Raw genomic sequence first — 17,643 nt, 5'->3', positions numbered from 1 at the left:
AGCCCTTTGAAAACGGGGCTTTGAGCCGAACCGGCCGCGCGGATGCAACGGTTGCGACCAACCTCATACTTAAAAGAACAAAGGGAGTCCTTCATGGGCGAGCACGATCTGAACAGGCGTCAATTCATTAAAACCGTCGGCGTGGCGTCCGTGGCCGCAGCGGCCATGAGCATGCCCTTCATCCGGGCCAGCGCCAGCGACACGCGTTTTGCCGGCAAGACTCTGCGTTTGCTGACCTGGTCGGATGACACCGGCCTCGCCGCACTGCGCAATATTGCCGCGACCTTCGAGGCCAAGACCGGTGCCAAGGTGATCGCCGACCGCACCGGCAGCACCTCGGAAATGGTCGCCAAACTCAAGGCCGGTGGTGACCGTCCGCAATACGACATCATCACCTTGGCCGGCGTCGGCGCCGAAGGCCTGGCCGCCGCCGGGCTGCTGGAAAAACCCGACCTCAACCGCATTCCCAATCTGGTCGACGTACCGGAAAAATACCGCACCGGGGCCAACGGTCACGGCATCGGTTATCTGCTGTGGTGCAACAGTCTGGTCTATAGCACCCGCACGTTGAAAGAAGCGCCGGACAGTTACGCCGCGTTGTGGGACGCCGATCTGGCGCCGAACATTTTCCTCCCGCCACCGAACTGGACCGAGGCGATGGACCTGATCATCATCGCCGCCAAACTGGCCGGTGGTGACGAGCACAACATCGAGCCGGGCTTCAAGAAACTCGCCGAACTCAAGGACCGCGTGATCACCCTGGGCGAGAACCCCAACCAGATTGCCGAGCTGTTCCGTACCGGTTCGCTGGACATGGGCGGCCTCTACGCCCCGGCGTTTTTCCCCAAGCAGATCCGCGATCCGAACTATGGTCTGGGCGCCACGTTCGGCATGAAGGAAGGTTTCTACACCGACCTGATGCTCTCGGTGATGCCGAAGAATCGTCCGGGCGATACCGATCTGGCTTACGCCTTTATCAACCACTCTCTCGACCCGCTGGTGCAGGGCAAGATGGCCGAAGACATCTTCAACGGCCCGGTCAACGCCAAGGCGATCATCTCTGCCGAAGCGCGCAAGAGCCCGTACATCCTGACGCCGGAGCAGATTGCCGAGAAGGCGATCATGCACGACAACGCCTTCCTGGCCACCGTGCATGACCAATGGATTCGTCGCTATACGGAAATCTTCTCTTCCTGATCCGAACACAAACCTTCAGAACACCGCAAACCCTTGTGGGAGCTGGCTTGCCAGCGATGACGGCCTTCCTGTCGACAATGATGTCACTGACAGATTGCTATCGCTGGCAAGCCAGCTCCCACAGGTTTCTCAGTGAATTTGAAGGTTGTGTTTGTCAGTTGTTCTTCCATTGACGAGATCATTGCTATGGAACATCAATCCCTGACCCAACCGGTTGGCGCCGGCGACGTGCGTCCGGCGCGCGGTATTTCGCCGACTGCCCGGGCGTGGTTTTTCCTCACCCCGTCGATGCTGTTTCTTGGTGTGCTGATTGCCGCGAGCCTGCTGGTGCTGCGCATGAGCGTTGGCACCAAAGGCGCGGAGTGGTCGGGTTTCAGCCTGGCCAGTTACGCGCAATTGCTCGAGCCCTATTACCTCAAATCCTTGCTGCTGACCCTGCGGCTGGCGCTGATCAGCGCGGTGATCGCCGTGGTGTTGGCGATCCCGGTGGCGTACACCATGTCGCGGCTGACTTCGCCCTTTCTGCGGCGGATTTTTCTCGCGGCGGTGCTGCTGCCATTACTGGTCAATCTGTTGCTGCAAAGCTACGGCTGGCTGGTGATTCTCGGCCCCGGCGGCATGTTGAACCAGGCGCTGATGGGCCTGGGTCTGATCAAGCGGCCGATCATGCTGCTGTACAACCAGAACGGTGTGTTGATGGGCCTGGTGCAGACGGCGTTTCCCCTCGCGGTGTTGCCGATTGCCAGCGCCATGCGCGGCGTCGCCCGCAGCTACGAAGAGGCCGCCGCCACCCTCGGTGCCAGCCGCTTCCAGGTGTTCCGCCAAGTGGTGTTGCCGATGAGCCTGCCGGGCATCATCACCGGCGCGACACTGGTGTTCGCCTACAACGCCAGCAGCTTTGTCGTGCCGTTACTGCTCGGTGGTCGGCGCGTGCCGATGCTCGCGGTGATGGTGCATGACCAGATCGCCCCGCTGATGAACTGGCCTGCCGCCTCCGCCGCCGGGGTGGTGCTGATCATCACCACACTGGCGATCATGACCCTGTCCGAATACATCACCGGCCGTCGTCGGCGTTTGCTGGAGGCTTCGCAATGAGTGTCCTGTTCAAGAAGCGTCAGTCGCTGTTGCCCGGCGACACGGGCAAGTTCGCCGGCATCCTTTCCGGGTTCATTCTGCTGCTGGCGGTGTTGCCGATCCTGACCATGATCGTGATGTCGTTCAGCGGTGCGTCGAACCTCGACTTCCCGCCGAGCAGCTACAGCCTGCAATGGTACAAAGCGGCCTGGCACACCTTTGTCTCGCCGGACGCCAGCGATGTGCTGAGCCTCGGCCAGGCCATGGGCACCAGCCTGCTGGTGGCTTGCCTGACCATGATCTTCGCCACGTTGATCGCGGTGCCGGCCGCTTATGCACTGACCCGTTGCGAATTCCGCGGCAAAGCCGTGGCGCTGCAACTGATGTCGCTGCCGCTGGTGTTTCCGATGGTGGTGTTGGGGCTGGCGTTACTGTTGGTGTTCGACAGCCTGCCGTTCCACATGACCACCTCGCGTCTGGTGATTGCCCACGTGATTTTGGCGTTGCCGTTCGTGGTGAAAAACTGCACCGCCGCGATGCTTTCCATCGGCAGCGAAGTCGAAGAAGCGGCGCAGATGCTCGGCGCCTCACCGTTGCGGGCGATTGTCGATGTGGTGGTGCCACTGATGAAGTCGGGGATTCTGGCGGGCATGCTGCTGGCGTTCATCGTTTCGTTCAACGAATTCACCGTGACCTATTTCCTCTACACCATCGACGTCATGACCGTGCCGATCTGGATGTACAGCCGCACCGTGTCATCGCTCGACCCTACCGTGTTCTCGTTTGCCGTGCTGATCGTGCTGATCGACTTCGTCCTGATCTGGGCGCTGGAGAAGCTGGTGGGCGAGGGCGGCGTTTCCTTTTGATTTGAGGTGCAACATGACTGGTCTGATTCTGGAAAACGTCGAGAAATTCTACGGCTCGGCTTGCGCGGTCAAAGACGTCAATCTGCATTTGCCGGAAGGCAAACTGGTGTGTTTTCTAGGCCCTTCGGGCTGCGGCAAAACCACTTTGCTGCGGATGATCGCCGGGCTGGAAACCCTCACCAGCGGCGAGATTCGTCTGGACGGCGAAAACATCGCCCACACCCCGGCGCACCTGCGCAACTTCGGCATGGTGTTCCAGTCGCTGGCGCTGTTCCCGCACATGACTGTCGGCGAAAACATCGCTTACCCGCTGAAACTGCGCGGCGTCAGCAAGGCCGATCAGCAGGCACGGGTGGTTGAACTGCTTGAGCTGATCCAGTTGCAGGCGATGATCGACCGTCCGGTGGCCAAACTCTCCGGCGGCCAACGCCAACGCGTGGCGATTGCCCGGGCGATTGCCTCGCATCCGAAAATCCTCTTGCTCGACGAACCGCTGTCGGCGCTCGACGCCAAGCTGCGCGAATCGATGCAGGTGGAAATCCGCCAACTGCAACAACGCCTGAACATCACCACGATCATGGTCACCCACGATCAGCGCGAAGCGATGACCATGGCCGACATCGTCGTGGTGCTGGGCGAGCACAAGGTGCAGCAGGTCGGTACGCCGATTGAAATCTACCGGCATCCGGCCAACGAATTCGTCGCTGACTTCATCGGTTCGGGCAACATTTTCCCGGCCACCGCGCTGGGCGACGGCATGGTCAGTTTGCCGGGTGGTGACGCATTGCAAGTGCCGATCTGCAACAGCATCGTGGTCGGGCAGAAGTTGAAAATGCTGATTCGTCCGGAAGACCTGCAACTGTCGCCAGCGCAGGCAACAGCGGGCAACCGGTTGCTGGGCAAAGTGACGTTTGTGCGCGATATCGGCGCGACCATCGAAACCACGGTGGAGTGTTCGGGGGTGACGTTTACGGCGTTGAGTACACCGTGTCAGGGGATCGGCTTGGGGATCGGGCATCCGGTGTCGGTGACGTTGCCGGTGGAGGCGTGTCGGGTGTTGGGGGCTTGATCCGAGTTTGATGTCGGCCTTGCCGACGCCATCGCGAGCAGGCTCACTCCTACAGGGGGAACGCATTCCAAATGTAGGAGTGAGCCTGCTCGCGATAGGGTCATAAGCCTCACTGCGGATTCTGGATCAGACCGACTGCCGCAACCGCGCCAGATCCCTTAACGGCGGCGCACCAAACAAGCGGCTGTACTCACGGCTGAACTGCGACGGACTCTCATACCCCACCCGATACCCCGCCGCCGAAGCCTCCAGCCCTTCGGCCAGCATCAAGCGCCGCGCCTCTTGCAGGCGCAATTGCTTCTGATACTGCAACGGACTCATCGCCGTCATCGCCTTGAAGCGGTGATGCAATGTCGACACGCTGAGGTTCACTTCTTTGGCCAGATCATCAATGCGTAGCGGTTGTTCGAAGTTGCCGTTGAGCCATTTGATCGCTTGGCTGATGCGATGGCTCTGGCTGTTGGCAATCGCGATTTCATACAAACGATGGCCCTGCGGACTGCGCAGCAGGCGATAGAGGATCTCCCGGCGAATCAGCGGCGCGAGCATGGCGATGTCTTTTGGCGCATCGAGCAAACGCGCCAGGCGCAGCACGGCGTCGAGCATGGCGCTGTCGATTTTTTCGACGTACAAACCGCGTCCGGTCGGGCGGGTCGGCACGCCCAGGGGACCAGCGTCGGCGATGAGCGCGGTGATTTCCGCCGGGTCGATATCCAGGCGCACGGCGAGGATGGGATCTTGCGGTGAGACATTGACCACGCGCCCGCTCAACGGCATCGATACCGAGACCACCAGGTAATTCAGTGGGTCGTAATTGAAGAACTCATCCGCCAGTCGCACCTCTTTACGGCCCTGGGCCATGATGCACAGCGCCGGTTGCGCCAGTACCGGGGCGAAGTCGTGGGATCGGGTATGGCGTGACATGAACAGCGAACCGACAGCGGTGGCGTAACTACCATCGTCCGTGGTGTTGCGGCGGATGATCGCCGCGAGTTCCGCGCGCTGCTTTTCCATGTCTGCGGTGGGTTCGGCTTGAAAACGATCGAATGACGTCATGCACGGCATCCTCGGCAAGGGAGGTGGAATGGAGCAGAGCATATGTTTGTGCAATCGAGAGCGGTAGACACATTCTGCGAAATGCTTGCCTGATTCTGCACGGGGTCGCTGATGTGCCCAGGCATAGCAGGACACAGGCCGCTTAACTTGCTTGAACCTCGTATGACAGCCATGTGACCGCAATTTACAGGTTGTTACAGGTCTTGCGTGCAGTCTCGCAGGATTGTGCAACGCGACGGCAGGAATCGACTAACGGCGTCTGGCGCGAGGCCCTTAACCTTTGATCCTGTCGCAGCCCGTCCGCTGGCTGCCACGCGACTCCCTGGGAGGGTTGAACAATGTCCAAGCAGATTCCCGTCAGTCATATGGCCTTCGTCCGAGCGCGTGCCGGGCGCTCGGCGGAACTCGGTGTACGCCTGAGCGCGCTGATCGAACCGTCCCGCGCCGCCCCCGGTTGCCTGAGCTTTGCCTTGCAGCATTCGCAGTGTGATCCCGAGTTGTGGCTGGTCTCCGGTTTCTGGAGCAATCAACAGATGATGACCGCGTACTTCAATAGTCCGTCGATGGAAATCTTCGCCGAGCTGGTGCAGGAGCTGGTGGTCAACAGTCTGGATTTCCACACTTTCAAAGAAGTCTCTGCGGCGCAGGCTCTCGGCCAGTGTTCGGCACCGGTACACAAACTCGCCGGTTGAGGGTTTAATGTCCGGCTTATTTGTCTGAGCCGGGATGTGTGACATGGCACGTAAAGAGTTCGAACACTTCGAAGCAGTCTCCGCAGTCGTCCCCGTCGAGTTGGGTGGCAACAAGGGCTATCACGCGGCAATCGCGGTCAAGGCTCTGGTCGATGGCGGTGCACCACGCTTTCACAAACTGCTGGATGATCAGGTTTTCCCCGGCGCCATCGCTGCCGATGAGGCGGCCATCAATGAGCTGGACAGCCTCAAGGGCGTCACTGAAGACGCCGAGCTGATCTGGTAATCAGTTACTTGACGGCACCCGGTCGCCACATCTTGAACAGGGCTTCAGGCCCCAACTGGAAGTAATCCGCCGGCCCGCCGCCGCGCAGAATCGGTTCTGCCGCGGCGGTGTCGTAAATCCCATCCTTCAACAACCACTTGGCGATATGCACGGCGACCACTTCGCCGAGGATCAGCCAGCTCGGCACCGTCTCGCCATCGGCGCGCTGCAACTGAATGATCTGGGTGACCTTGCACTCGAAGGACACCGGGCTTTCGGCGACCCGTGGCACTGAAATCACCTTTGACGCCACCGTCGTCAGTCCTGCCAATTCAAACTCGTTGACCTCAGGCGCGACCATCGCACAGCTCTGATTCATCTGCTCGGCCAGCGGGCGGGTGGCGAGGTTCCAGACGAACTCGCCAGTCTGTTCGATGTTGTTCAGGCTGTCTTTGCGCCCGACGCTGGAAAAACCAATGATCGGTGGAATGTAGTTGAAGGCGTTGAAGAAACTGTACGGCGCCAGGTTCAACTGGCCGTTGGCATCCTGTGAAGAGATCCAGCCGATAGGGCGGGGGCCGACGATGGCGTTGAACGGATCGTGGGGCAGGCCGTGGCCGTTGGCGGGTTCGTAGAAGTGGATGTCATCGGGCATGGAGGGTGGTCCTGAGGCTGCGTTCTAATGACGCCATAGTGCAAGGCCGCACCGCGTATTTCCAGTCTGACGCCGATCCTTTAGGGGATATTTGTCATGCCTCAGACATGACTAAGCCCGGCCGAGGCCGGGCTGTAGAGGGATTGCCGAGTGTTAGCTGATCGCTGCAGCAGTACCGGTTTTGTCGAAGCCATCGGCAGCGACGGTTTTGCCGATGTTGGTTTTATCAAAGCCATCAGCGGCGTATGTACCCGAGTGGCTGGTTTCAATGGCCGCGCTGGCGCCGGAAATGAAGTCGGCGGATTTGGTTTTGTCCGAGCCGTCGGCAGCGAAGGTGTTGGCGGCCAGTACGGACAGGGTCAGGGCGAGGATCAGTTTGGTTTTCATGGTTGTTGCTCCAGATTCGTTGGCGGGTGTGTCTTGCATGGGTTCCATGCTACGCCAACTAAATTGATTAAAAATCGCAAAATAATGCTAAAAACAATCGATTAACTAGATGTTAAGGGCGACGCATTAATTGGCTTCCATCATCAGGAGCGAACGTCGCGCAGGTAATCGATCAGGTGAGCACAGGATGCAGAGGCAGCATTAACCGGTGATTAATCGGCCATAAAACAAAAATCGCAGCCCCGACAGCCTCCTGTAGGAGCTGCCGAAGGCTGCGATCTTTTGATCTTGCGTAACTATCAGTCAGTCACGATCCGCGAATGTTTCTGGGTGTCTTTCATGGTGATGTACACCAGCAACGACACTGCGATGCATGCGGTCACGTACCAGTAGTAGCCGGTTTCCATGCCAATGCTCTTGAACCACAGCGCGATGTATTCGGCGGTGCCACCGAAGATCGACACGGTCAGTGCGTACGGCAGGCCGACGCCCAGGGCGCGGATTTCGGTCGGGAACAGTTCGGCTTTCACCACTGCGTTGATCGAGGTGTAGCCACTGACAATGATCAGCGCCGCCATGATCAGGAAAAACGCACCCCACCAGGTCTGGATGGTGTGCAGGGTCATCAGGATCGGTACGGTGAAGATCGTCCCCAACACGCCGAAGGCGATCAGGATCGGACGACGGCCGATTTTATCGGACAGGCCACCGATGATCGGTTGCAGGCACATGAACAGGAACAGCGTGGCCGCAGAAATGGTGGTCGAGTCGGAGATGCTCATGCCGACGGTGTTCACCAGGTATTTCTGCATGTAGGTGGTGTAGGTGTAGAACGCCAGCGTACCGCCCATGGTCAGGCCGACCACGGTCAACAGTTCTTTGGGGTGACGCATCAAGGTGCGCATGGCGCTTTCCTTGGCTTTCTCTTTTTTGGTGAACGATTCGGTCTCTTCCATACCGCGACGCAGGTACAGCGCAACGACTGCGCACAGTGCGCCGATGGCGAACGGGATACGCCAGCCCCACGCATACAGCTCTTCGGTGGTGAGGAAGTTCTGCAGCACGATCAGTACGCCGAGGGCGATGAGCTGGCCGGAGATCAGCGTCACGTACTGGAAGCTGGAGAAAAAGCCGCGACGTTCCTTGGTCGCCATCTCGGACAGGTAAGTCGCCGAGGTGCCGTACTCGCCTCCGACCGACAGGCCTTGCAGCAAGCGAGCGAACACCAGGAGGATCGGCGCGCCGACACCGATGGTTTCATAACCTGGGCTCAGGGCGATGATCAACGAGCCGAAGCACATCAGGTAAACCGAGGCCATCAGCGCTTTCTTGCGTCCGACCTTATCGGCATAAAGCCCCATCAGCCAGCCGCCGATCGGGCGCATCAAAAAGCCCACGGCGAAGATCGCGGCGGTGTTCAGCAGTTGGGCGGTGGTGTCGCCTTTGGGGAAGAAGGCTTTGGCGAAGTACAGCGAGAAGGCGGCATACACGTACCAGTCGTACCACTCGACCATGTTGCCGACGGAACCGCTGAAGATCGATTTGATCCGGCTGGCGGTGGTTCTTTCTTTGGCCGGCATGGCAGCCGACCCAAGTGGCAGGGCGTTGGAGTTATCCATTGAAGGATCCTTCGTATAATTGTTTTTGTGGAGCGCGTCGAAACGCAGCCTGCGAGGGCTATAGCAGGAGCTGTGCCAACGGGGGGACGCCCGGTTTAGAGGGGCCGGGGAGATCGAGTGAGCGGAAATCCGCTTATGGCTGGATTGTGGTGAGCGGAAAATTGCTCATTCAGGCAGATGGATAATGGTTGGCTGTAACAGACCCTTCGCGAGCAGGCCATCAGCGACAACGAAAAACTCAGCTGTCCGGAACAAACATCTCCCGACTCAACCCATGCCGCTGCATCTTTTCATTGAAGGTGCGACGCGGCAGTTGCAGCTCTTCAAGCACCGCTTTCACGTCGCCTTTGTGCCGGGTCAGCGCCGCACGCAAGCATTGCGCTTCAAACGCCTCTTGCTGCGCCGCCAGCGACTGGCCCGGATCAATCCCCGGCGCCGGTTCATCCAGCCCCAGCACCTGGCGTTCGGCGACGTTCGCCAGTTCGCGCACATTGCCCGGCCAGTCATGGCTGAGCAGGTGACTCAACTGCGCACCCGTCAACGGTGGGAAGGTGCGGCCAAGACGCTGAGCCGCGCTCTGGGCAAAGTTTTCGAACAGTAACGGAATGTCTTCGCGACGCTCACGCAGCGGCGGCAAACGCAGCTCGGCGACGTTCAAGCGATACGCCAGGTCTTCACGAAAACGTCCGGCCCGCGCTTCGTCGAGCAGGTCGGGTTTGGTCGCCGCGACGATGCGCAAATCCACCCGAATACTCTGGTTCGAACCCAGGCGTTCAAGCTTCTGCTCTTGCAACACCCGCAGCAGTTTGACCTGCTGGGCCAGCGGCATGCTTTCGATTTCATCGAGAAACAGCGTGCCGCCATCGGCATATTCCAGCTTGCCGATGCGCTTGCCAGAGGCACCGGTAAACGCGCCACTTTCATGGCCGAACAGTTCCGCTTCGAACAGCTGCTCAGGGATCGCCGCGCAGTTCAACGCCACGAACGGCTTGTCTGCACGCGGGCCGAAATCATGCAGGCAACGGGCAACCAGTTCCTTGCCGCTGCCGGTTTCGCCACGGATCAACACGTTGACCGGTAACGTCGCCAGATCCAGCACCTGCCGGCGCAAGGTCTGCAAACCACGGGACACGCCCAGCAGCGTCGCGTCGAGTCTGGCACGGTGGTCGGCCTGCTCGTGCAGGGCACGGTTTTCCAGAATCAGGCGGCGCTTTTCCAGTGCCCGGCGCAGGCTGCCGAGCAGGGTTTCCGGGCTGAAGGGTTTTTCCAGAAAGTCGTAGGCGCCATCGCGCATGGCTTCGACCGCCATCGGCACATCGCCGTGACCGGTGAGCAGGATCACCGGCAGATCGGCGTCTCGGCGCTGCACTTCGGCCAGCAGCTCCAGACCACTGAGGCCGGGCATGCGCACGTCGCTGACAATCACCCCGGGAAAGTGTGCGGGCAGGGCGGCGAGGCATTCTTCGGCGCGGCTGAACAGCTGCACGTCGAAGCCCGACAGGCTTAGCCATTGCTCGACTGCATTGCGAATGCTGCTTTCGTCATCGACCACCATCACCGAATTGAGCATCAGATGTGTGCCTCCAGATCGATTGGCAAGGTCAGGGCGAACACCGCGCCGTTCTCGCCATTTTCCACACTCAGGCGTCCACCGGATTCATGGATGATGGCGAACGACACCGCCAACCCCAGGCCCAGTCCGTCACCCACAGGTTTAGTGGTGAAGAACGGATCGAACACCTGACCCAGATGTTCTTCGGCGATGCCGCCGCCATTGTCGCTGATGCTCAGCCGCCATAGTTGTTCATCGGCTTGCAGACGGATTTCCAGACGTTTGCACGGTTTGCCCTGCATCGCATCAAGGGCATTGCGCAGCAGGTTGATCAGCACTTGTTCCAGGCGGATCGCGTCACCGCGTACCCACGCCGGACGCGTCAGGTGCAGCACCAGACTGACCTGTTCGTCACGCAGTCGCGCATCAAGCAGTTGCAAGGATTGATCAACCACGGTCGCCAGATCCAGACGCTCGCGCAAACCGCTGGGGCTCTTTCGCGCAAAGGTTTTCAGGTGACCGGTGAGGGCCGCCATGCGCGTGAGCATTTCGTCCACCGGTTTGAGTGCCTTGTAGGCATCATCGACGCGGCCATGGTCGAGCAGCAGGCGCAGGGTCGCCAGTTGCATGCGCTGGGCGGTCAGCGGTTGATTGATCTCGTGGGCGAGCGCGGCGGACATCTGGCCGAGTGCGGCGAGCTTGGCCGACTGCACCAGACCGTCCTGGGCGGTGCGCAGGTCGCGGGTGCGCTCCTCGACCAGCTGCTCCAGTTCTTCGCGGTTGCGTTGGCGGATTTTCGACAGCCGCCAGCGCTGATTGAGGAACAGCAGCAGAAACACCAGCGCCAGCCACACCCCGGCGGCTGCGAGGCCGGCGTTACGCAAGTCTTCGAAGGCCACTTGCGGACGGCGCAACAGGTGCAGCGTCCAGCCTTCGGCCGTCAGTGGCAGCGACTCCCAGAGATAGTCCGCCGTGCCTTGCGGGCCTTCGACCCGGCGCAGATCGCTGTTGTCATCGAAGCGGCGCAGTGACAGGTGGGTCAGTGGCTGCAGAGATTGCTTGTCGTACTGGCGCGTGGTTTTGATCTCTGCCAGATCGCTGGCACTCAACGGCCGCAACGCGCGATAGCGCCAGCCAGGCTGGTTGGCGATAAAGATGATGCCGCGCGCGTCGCTGACCAGCAGCGTGTCGCTGCCCTGGCTCCATTCGCGTTCCAGTTCGGGGAATTCCAGCTTGACCACCATCGCCCCGAGGAACTGCTCGTTATCACCGAGCACCGCACTGGACAGGAAATAACCGGGAATCCCGCTGGTCACACCGACCGCGTAGAAACGTCCGGTGCCTTGGGTGCGGGTCTGGCTGAAATAAGGACGAAAACCGTAATTGTGGCCGACATAGCTGCTCGGCAGGCGCCAGTTGCTGGCGGCCACGGCAAGGCCGGTGTGATCGAGCAGTTCAAGGGTCGAGGATTGCGCCGCACCGTTGATCTTTTCCAGCTTTAGATTCAGTGCGCGTTGCTGCTCGGCATCGACAGGGCCGGCCAGCGCCGAGCGTAACTGCGGGTCCAGTGCCAGCACGGCGGGGAGGGCGCGGTAGCGGTCGATCAGGGTGTGCAACGAATTGGCGTAGAGCGCCAATTGCTGGTTGGCGCGAGCGGCGTCTTCTTCCAGCGCCTGACGTTCGGCGTGGCGGATGGCGAGCGTTGCGGCAACCGCTGCGCCGGCGATGATCAGCAGGGTATACAACGACAGACGCAAGGTACGGGAAGTCGGCAGCATGCTGGGCAAACGGATGGCAGTCGGGCGGGCACGATAGCATGGGCGAGCGTGGCCCGGCGCGCTGTTCGGTCAGGCCATGGCGGTCACACGTATGTTTCGCCGACCGACACTCGACGAATGAATTTCGTCCGGGGTTTGGGCACGGGCCTTGGCCTCGGTTCTTCAATGATCGAGCGTTCCAGTTGTTGCAACCGGTCGTTGGCCTGGGCGGCCTCGCTGACAATGCCTGGCACGTTCTCAATGACACTCTTTGCCTTTTCCATCGCCTGGAACGGCGAGACATTGTCTTCCAGCAGGCTATAGAATTTGAGTTTCTGCTCGTTCGTAAGGGCCTTCAATCCTTCGTTGAAGGTATCTCGAGCGTCCTGAGAGTATTCCTTTAGGGTCTCGGGAAGGTTCTTGAGACCATTGAACACTTGTGCCCCTCCTCGAAGCAGATCTTTTCCTGCCTCCATCGCGCTGGAAACGGCATTGCCCGCCGCGCTCACGCGGTCCTTGAGCTCCTGGGTGTGCAGCGTTTGTGCAAGCTTCAAACCTTTCTTGAAAAAGTAATAACGCAGCAACGGGAAAACGATCGCACCGACGATCGCACCCACGCCTGTACCAATGGCATTGCCAATCCCCGGCACCGCCGTGCCAAGAACGCTGCCGATCGCGGCCCCTTTCCCCGCGCCATAAAACGCGGATTTGATCCCGTGCCTGGATTTGAGAAACTTGCCGAGCGTCATGTTCTTGCGCAGCTCTTCGATATCCGCGCCTTCGGGAATCAGTCCGTCGAATTCGGAAGTCAGATTGTGCAACTGATCTGTCGCGGTTTTGGCTTTGTCGAAGATGCCGACAGCTCTTTTCGCCAGATCGAAAAGGATCCTGGAAGTACCTGTCTGGTCGACATAAACCATGGGGTTTTTGCCGACAAATCCATACAGATTCAACCCGTCTACATCTCCCGCCGGGTCAGGGCTGACCCAGCGCTGCAACCACGGCGCGTAATAGCGTGCGCCGTAGTAATACAGACCGCTGATATCCAACTCCTTGCCCGAAAAGTGGATGAACCGGTAACCGACCTCGATTACTGATCTTGCGGCCATCCACGCGGTGGCGCCGAACGGATAATAGCCTTCGCTGCTGATGACCCGGGCGTCTTTATCCAGCTCCATGATGCAGGAACCCAAGTGGTCATCGAGGCTGTAGCGCAGTTGATCGTTTTCGATGTCCCGGGGCGGATTCTTTGCCCAATGCAGGCAGCGCGCACCGCCAACACTGATCACGTGCAGTTCTTCGCCGTTGTCCTTGTCGCGAATTTCCAGCCCCGGAAGGTAACGTACCTGATGGAAATGTTCGGCGCTGTCGCTGAAGGTTTCGTGGCGTTTGAACACTCGCACGCCCTGGCTGTAGTGGTAGTACTCGGCGTCATCGCGACCATCTTCTCGGGCAATCAGCGTTACGCTTTGCAGTTCGTCGCGGGCGCTCCATCGCATGGCCTGTCCCGGTTGCGTCACCTGCTGATTACCGTGGCGGTCGAACAGTTTCTCGAACTCCGGTGGCGGATCGCCCGGTTTCCAGCGCACGCCGCGGTTGCTGGTCGAGTCAATGCACATCTGGACAGTGTGACTGGCGCCATCGCGCACGTGGACAAGTTTTTCCAGATTGCCGCCAGCGTCGTAGGTGTAAGTCTGGGTGTAGTTGAGGCGGTTGTTCGGATCGGTCGGTTGAGGCAGGCCCGGAATGTCCGAGAGCGGGCCGTCGTCGTAACCGGTGGCGCTGGCCAGTCGATACAGTGAGTCATAGGTGAAATCGCGGTGGCCATCTACGAGCTGATTGGCGAACCAGGCCGGTTGAAAAACGTGGTCTTCAATGCGGATGATGTTGCCGACCGAGTCGTGGAAATATTCCAGACTTTGCAGCAGCGGGCCGGCGTCTTTCTGGTTGGACTGGGTGCGCAGCCGGCCATCGGCCTGATCGTAAGTCCAAAGGCTGCGCACTCCATTGCCGGCCTGCTGTTCGATGATCTGGTCGGCAGCGTTGTATTGTGCGTCGAGTAAAACTGCCTGCCAGTCGGACTGTCCACTGACTAGCAGTCGTACATGCTTGAGCTGACCGGCGAGGCCGTAGCGCGATTGCTGCCGATGCCCACCGGCATCGGTCTGTTCCAGCGTCGCGCCGAGGGGGCTTAACACTCGATGACTGGTGAACGCTTCAGCATCACGAAAGGTGCGGGTTTCTGTCAGCGGTTGGCCAGGCAGGGCGAAGCTGTCTGTACGCAGGGTGCCTGAACGGTCTTTCAACTCCCGCAACTGCCCACGCAGATTGTGTCCGGCGTCGGCCAAGCCATCGGCGTAGGTAAACGCATCGACGTCGGCCTCGTCGTTTTCCTCAACCGCTACCACGCGCAACTGATTGTGGAAGGTCGTGCGCCATTGGTTGCCGCGTTCATCCCAGCGTCTCAACGGTTCACCGGCGAGTCCCGGAAGACTCAGACGCCAGCCGGCGTCGACGCTGTCGGCCTTCAGTACGGCGCCGCCCAGACCGTAAACCGTGGTCAGGCTGGCAATCTCCAGGCGCGGATCCCATTGCGCCACCAGATGTCCATTCGCATCGTAATGCTGACGTGGGGTCTGCGGCACGGGCGTGTCTTCGTCATTGCTCCGCAAGTAAGCGACACTCCGCACCGCTAAACTACGAGGGTCGTATACGACCAGATCCGGTGTATGCAAGTGCACTGATCTACTCATGCGTTGACCTTGAAATTCGGTCATAAACGTCGAATCTGCTCATGTGCATTCCCCGTCACGGACTAGGCAGCTTTTTCCTGGCTGTATTGGCGATACTTTCCAAGTAGTTCGCGGCCTCGATTGGCTTGAGCAATACGTAGCGTTATGTCCTTCTGGATCTGGTCGCGGCGTATCGTACGGGCCTTGTCGGTGCCAACGCTGTCTTTTGCCAGGTCCAAGGCCAGATTGAGGGTGCCTGCCAAACCTTCGGAATAGAATTCGTTGATCTCAAGGTTGGCGAAGGCAGCGTTTACGTAGCTTCGATCCCGCTCCAGAAGTTTGATCATCAGAATGAGGCCATTGTCCAGGTCATCGATAGTCGTGCCCGGTATACCCAGCACCATCGCCGACGCTGCATCCTCTGCCGTTTGCCGGATTGCCAGAAGTTCACTTGCAGCGGGAACACCGGCTTTGCCAAGTGCGACCGACTCAGCGGCGTCAAACAACTTTTTCGCGCCTGCCGTGGTTCGAGGGTCATAGGGCTTGGCAGTTTTTTTCACGAAATGCAAAGGGCTGGTCAGCACGCTGATGTTAGCTTCGTTGTAGATGGCTTGAGGCTTGAGCTTTTGCGCGTCGGGCAAGATCGGGGTCGAGATCATTGTCGCTGAACCCACTTTGTCCATGATCTTTCCTGAGATAAAGCTGGCAAGCGAGCCGAGCAGCGGGATACCTGTCAGAGACTCTGTCCCTTTGGACGCTGCCGTTCCCACAAGACCTTTTGTCACTTGAAAGGCAGTAATGATCCCAGCCCGTTTTGTAATATCGCGGGCACTGAAAAGATTGTTTAACTGCTTATCAAGCGATTGCAATTCATTTCCCAAGATCTCCAATACGTTGGAGAACGCTTCGACATTCTGCTTTTCAATGGCGAGATCTTTTTTGGTGCCGTTGCCATCAATGAAAATCAGCGGATTGTTACTGACAAACCCATACAGATTCAGCCCGTCCACATCCCCCGCCGGGTCAGCACTTATCCAGCGCTGCAGCCATGGTGCGTAATAGCGTGCACCGTAGTAATACAACCCGCTGACATCCATCTCCTTGCCCGAATAACGAATGAACCGGTAACTGACCTCAATCAAGAACTTTGCAAGCATCCACGCCGTGGCGCCGAACGGGTAATAACCTTCCTGGCTGATGATCTCGGCGTTTTGGTCCAGCTCCATCGTGCAGGACCCCAGGTGATCCTCAAGGCTATAGCGCAGTTGATTGTCTTCGACGCCACGGGGCGGTTTTTTTGCCCAATGCAGGCAGCGCGCACTGCCCACACTGATGACATGCAGTTCTTCACCGTTGTCCTTGGTGCGAATCTCCAGTCCCGGCAGGTAGCGCACCTGATGAAAATGCTCGGTGGTGTCGGTGAAGGTTTCATGGCGTTTGAACACTCGCACGCCTTGGCTGTAACGGTAGTACTCGGCGTCATCGCGACCATTGCCGCGGGCAACCAGCGTGACGCTTTGCAGTTCGTCGCGCACGTTCCACTGCATGCCCTGCCCCGGTTGCACGGCCAGTTGATTGCCGTGAGGGTCGAACAGTGTGGCGAAGTCCGGTGGCGGATCGTTCGGTTTCCAGCGCACGCCGCGATTGCTGGCTGAATCAATGCACATCTGTACGGTACGGCTGGCGCCGCCGCGCACGTGAACCAGTGTTTCCAGATTGCCGCCCGCGTCGTAGGTGTAGGTCTGCGTGTAGTTGAGACGGTTGTTCGGATCGGTCGGCTTCGGCAGTCCCGGGAGATCCGAGAGCGGGCCGTCGTCGTAACCGGTAGCGGATTTCAGCCGGTAGAGTGAGTCGTAAGTGAAATCACGGTGGCCATCGACGAGCTGGTTGGCGAAATAAACCGGCTGGAAGGCATGGTCTTCGATGCGGGTGATGTTGCCGACGCGGTCATAGAAATACTCGAAATTCTGCAGCGCCGCACCGGTGTTTTTGCGACTGGACTGGGTGTGTAAACGACCGTCGGCCGGATCATATGTCCATTGGCTGCGCACGCCGTTGCCGGCCTGTTGTTCGATGATCTGGTCGGCGGCATTGTAGTGCGCATCGATTAAAACCGGCTGCCAGTCGGGCTGGCCCCTGACCCGTAGTTGCACATGTTTGAGATGGCCGGCGAGGCCGTAGCGCGACTGTTGCCGATGGCCACCTGCATCGGTCTGTTCCAGCTCGGCCCCCAAGGGACTGAATACCCGCTGACTGGTGAACGCTTCACTGTCGTGAAAGGTGCGGGTTTCGCTCAGTGGCTGGCCGGGCAGGGCGAAGCCGTTTGTGCGCAGCTTGCCTGAGCGGTCTTTTTGCTCCAGCAACTGTCCGCGCAGGTTGTGCCCGGCATCGGCGCTGGCGTCAGCATAAGTAAATACATCGACGTCGGCCTCGCCGTTTTCTTCGACCGCCACCGCGCGCAACTGATTGTCGAACGTCGTGCGCCATTGGTTGCCGCGTTCATCCCAGCGTCTCACCGGCTCGCCGGCCAGTCCCGGCAGGTTCAGGCGCCAGCCGGCGTCGACGCTGTCCGTTTTCACCGGTTCGCCGCTCAGTGAATAGACGGTGGCGAGGTTGGCTCGGGCGGTTGTGCCAAAAAGACGCGCATCCCATTTTTCAATGACCGCGCCCATCGCGTTGTAATACTGGCGAGCGATAAGAGCTTCCACTGCGGCGTCGGTGG

The 17,643-nt window shown here is 59.5% G+C and carries 14 protein-coding genes; 6 read left to right on the top strand and 8 right to left on the bottom strand.

Annotated features, from left to right (window positions below):
• The first annotated feature begins 93 nt into the window (after positions 1-93).
• The 4 genes from IAI51_RS08900 (at position 94) to IAI51_RS08885 (ending at position 4,206) form a co-directional block, all read left to right on the top strand.
• Positions 94-1,197 carry an ABC transporter substrate-binding protein gene (locus IAI51_RS08900; RefSeq protein ID WP_187678129.1) on the top strand — a complete coding sequence of 368 codons (1,104 nt, stop codon included), beginning with the start codon at positions 94-96 and terminating at the stop codon, positions 1,195-1,197.
• Between the two features lie 186 nt (positions 1,198-1,383).
• Positions 1,384-2,292, top strand: a complete 909-nt coding sequence (locus IAI51_RS08895) for an ABC transporter permease (protein ID WP_187678128.1) — start codon at positions 1,384-1,386, stop codon at positions 2,290-2,292.
• Complete coding sequence (locus tag IAI51_RS08890) at positions 2,289-3,137, top strand: ABC transporter permease (RefSeq protein ID WP_187678127.1); 849 nt, start codon at positions 2,289-2,291, stop codon at positions 3,135-3,137. The genes IAI51_RS08895 and IAI51_RS08890 overlap by 4 nt, the downstream gene beginning before the upstream one ends.
• Before the next feature lie 13 nt (positions 3,138-3,150).
• Positions 3,151-4,206: an ABC transporter ATP-binding protein gene (locus IAI51_RS08885; protein WP_187678126.1), complete on the top strand. Its 1,056-nt coding sequence runs from the start codon at positions 3,151-3,153 to the stop codon at positions 4,204-4,206.
• Positions 4,207-4,332: 126 nt separating this feature from the next.
• On the opposite strand, the gene IAI51_RS08880 is transcribed toward IAI51_RS08885, so the two are convergent.
• Positions 4,333-5,262, bottom strand: coding sequence for an AraC family transcriptional regulator (locus IAI51_RS08880; protein ID WP_187678125.1), 930 nt, complete (start codon positions 5,260-5,262; stop codon positions 4,333-4,335).
• 338 nt (positions 5,263-5,600) lie between these two features.
• Here IAI51_RS08880 and IAI51_RS08875 point away from each other — a divergent pair, with 338 nt between their 5' ends.
• Positions 5,601-5,954 (top strand): putative quinol monooxygenase, encoded by a 354-nt coding sequence (locus tag IAI51_RS08875; protein WP_187678124.1) that lies wholly within the window; start codon positions 5,601-5,603, stop codon positions 5,952-5,954.
• A 43-nt stretch (positions 5,955-5,997) separates the two neighbouring features.
• On the top strand, positions 5,998-6,240 hold the full coding sequence (locus tag IAI51_RS08870; RefSeq protein ID WP_187678123.1) for a hypothetical protein: 243 nt from the start codon (positions 5,998-6,000) through the stop codon (positions 6,238-6,240).
• Positions 6,241-6,244: 4 nt separating this feature from the next.
• Here IAI51_RS08870 and IAI51_RS08865 read toward each other — a convergent pair whose 3' ends face one another.
• From IAI51_RS08865 to IAI51_RS08835, 7 genes are all read right to left on the bottom strand, one after another.
• The gene (locus IAI51_RS08865; RefSeq protein WP_187678122.1) at positions 6,245-6,874 is read right to left on the bottom strand and encodes a flavin reductase family protein; all 630 of its coding nucleotides are present in this window, start codon (positions 6,872-6,874) and stop codon (positions 6,245-6,247) included.
• Between the two features lie 153 nt (positions 6,875-7,027).
• On the bottom strand, positions 7,028-7,261 hold the full coding sequence (locus IAI51_RS08860; protein ID WP_187678121.1) for a hypothetical protein: 234 nt from the start codon (positions 7,259-7,261) through the stop codon (positions 7,028-7,030).
• 299 nt (positions 7,262-7,560) lie between these two features.
• A complete protein-coding gene (locus IAI51_RS08855) occupies positions 7,561-8,880 on the bottom strand; it encodes an MFS transporter (RefSeq protein ID WP_187678120.1) in 1,320 nt (439 codons plus the stop codon).
• A 238-nt stretch (positions 8,881-9,118) separates the two neighbouring features.
• On the bottom strand, positions 9,119-10,450 hold the full coding sequence (locus IAI51_RS08850) for a sigma-54-dependent transcriptional regulator (RefSeq protein ID WP_187678119.1): 1,332 nt from the start codon (positions 10,448-10,450) through the stop codon (positions 9,119-9,121).
• Positions 10,450-12,210, bottom strand: a complete 1,761-nt coding sequence (locus IAI51_RS08845; RefSeq protein ID WP_187678118.1) for an ATP-binding protein — start codon at positions 12,208-12,210, stop codon at positions 10,450-10,452. Before IAI51_RS08845 ends, IAI51_RS08850 begins: the two co-directional genes overlap by 1 nt.
• Before the next feature lie 83 nt (positions 12,211-12,293).
• Positions 12,294-14,942 (bottom strand): RHS repeat-associated core domain-containing protein, encoded by a 2,649-nt coding sequence (locus tag IAI51_RS08840; RefSeq protein ID WP_187678117.1) that lies wholly within the window; start codon positions 14,940-14,942, stop codon positions 12,294-12,296.
• Positions 14,943-15,004: 62 nt separating this feature from the next.
• Entirely contained in the window at positions 15,005-17,629 is a 2,625-nt protein-coding gene (locus IAI51_RS08835) for an RHS repeat-associated core domain-containing protein (RefSeq protein WP_316249756.1), read from the bottom strand.
• Between the last annotated feature and the right edge of the window lie 14 nt (positions 17,630-17,643).

It is taken from the genome of Pseudomonas sp. N40(2020) (genome assembly GCF_014472415.1).
Taxonomy (GTDB): Bacteria; Pseudomonadota; Gammaproteobacteria; order Pseudomonadales; family Pseudomonadaceae; genus Aquipseudomonas.
The sequence above is the reverse complement of the archived record's forward strand: the minus strand, read 5'-3'. Positions and strand labels throughout refer to the sequence as shown.

Excerpts from the sequence above, each read along its gene's own strand:
- IAI51_RS08865 (WP_187678122.1), bottom strand. The coding sequence starts at position 6,874 with ATGCCCGATGACATCCACTTCTACGAACCCGCCAACGGCCACGGCCTG.
- IAI51_RS08850 (WP_187678119.1), bottom strand. The coding sequence starts at position 10,450 with ATGCTCAATTCGGTGATGGTGGTCGATGACGAAAGCAGCATTCGCAAT.
- IAI51_RS08860 (WP_187678121.1), bottom strand. The coding sequence starts at position 7,261 with ATGAAAACCAAACTGATCCTCGCCCTGACCCTGTCCGTACTGGCCGCC.
- IAI51_RS08900 (WP_187678129.1), top strand. The coding sequence starts at position 94 with ATGGGCGAGCACGATCTGAACAGGCGTCAATTCATTAAAACCGTCGGC.
- IAI51_RS08885 (WP_187678126.1), top strand. The coding sequence starts at position 3,151 with ATGACTGGTCTGATTCTGGAAAACGTCGAGAAATTCTACGGCTCGGCT.
- IAI51_RS08875 (WP_187678124.1), top strand. The coding sequence starts at position 5,601 with ATGTCCAAGCAGATTCCCGTCAGTCATATGGCCTTCGTCCGAGCGCGT.
- IAI51_RS08855 (WP_187678120.1), bottom strand. The coding sequence starts at position 8,880 with ATGGATAACTCCAACGCCCTGCCACTTGGGTCGGCTGCCATGCCGGCC.
- IAI51_RS08845 (WP_187678118.1), bottom strand. The coding sequence starts at position 12,210 with ATGCTGCCGACTTCCCGTACCTTGCGTCTGTCGTTGTATACCCTGCTG.
- IAI51_RS08840 (WP_187678117.1), bottom strand. The coding sequence starts at position 14,942 with ATGAGTAGATCAGTGCACTTGCATACACCGGATCTGGTCGTATACGAC.
- IAI51_RS08870 (WP_187678123.1), top strand. The coding sequence starts at position 5,998 with ATGGCACGTAAAGAGTTCGAACACTTCGAAGCAGTCTCCGCAGTCGTC.
- IAI51_RS08880 (WP_187678125.1), bottom strand. The coding sequence starts at position 5,262 with ATGACGTCATTCGATCGTTTTCAAGCCGAACCCACCGCAGACATGGAA.
- IAI51_RS08890 (WP_187678127.1), top strand. The coding sequence starts at position 2,289 with ATGAGTGTCCTGTTCAAGAAGCGTCAGTCGCTGTTGCCCGGCGACACG.
- IAI51_RS08895 (WP_187678128.1), top strand. The coding sequence starts at position 1,384 with ATGGAACATCAATCCCTGACCCAACCGGTTGGCGCCGGCGACGTGCGT.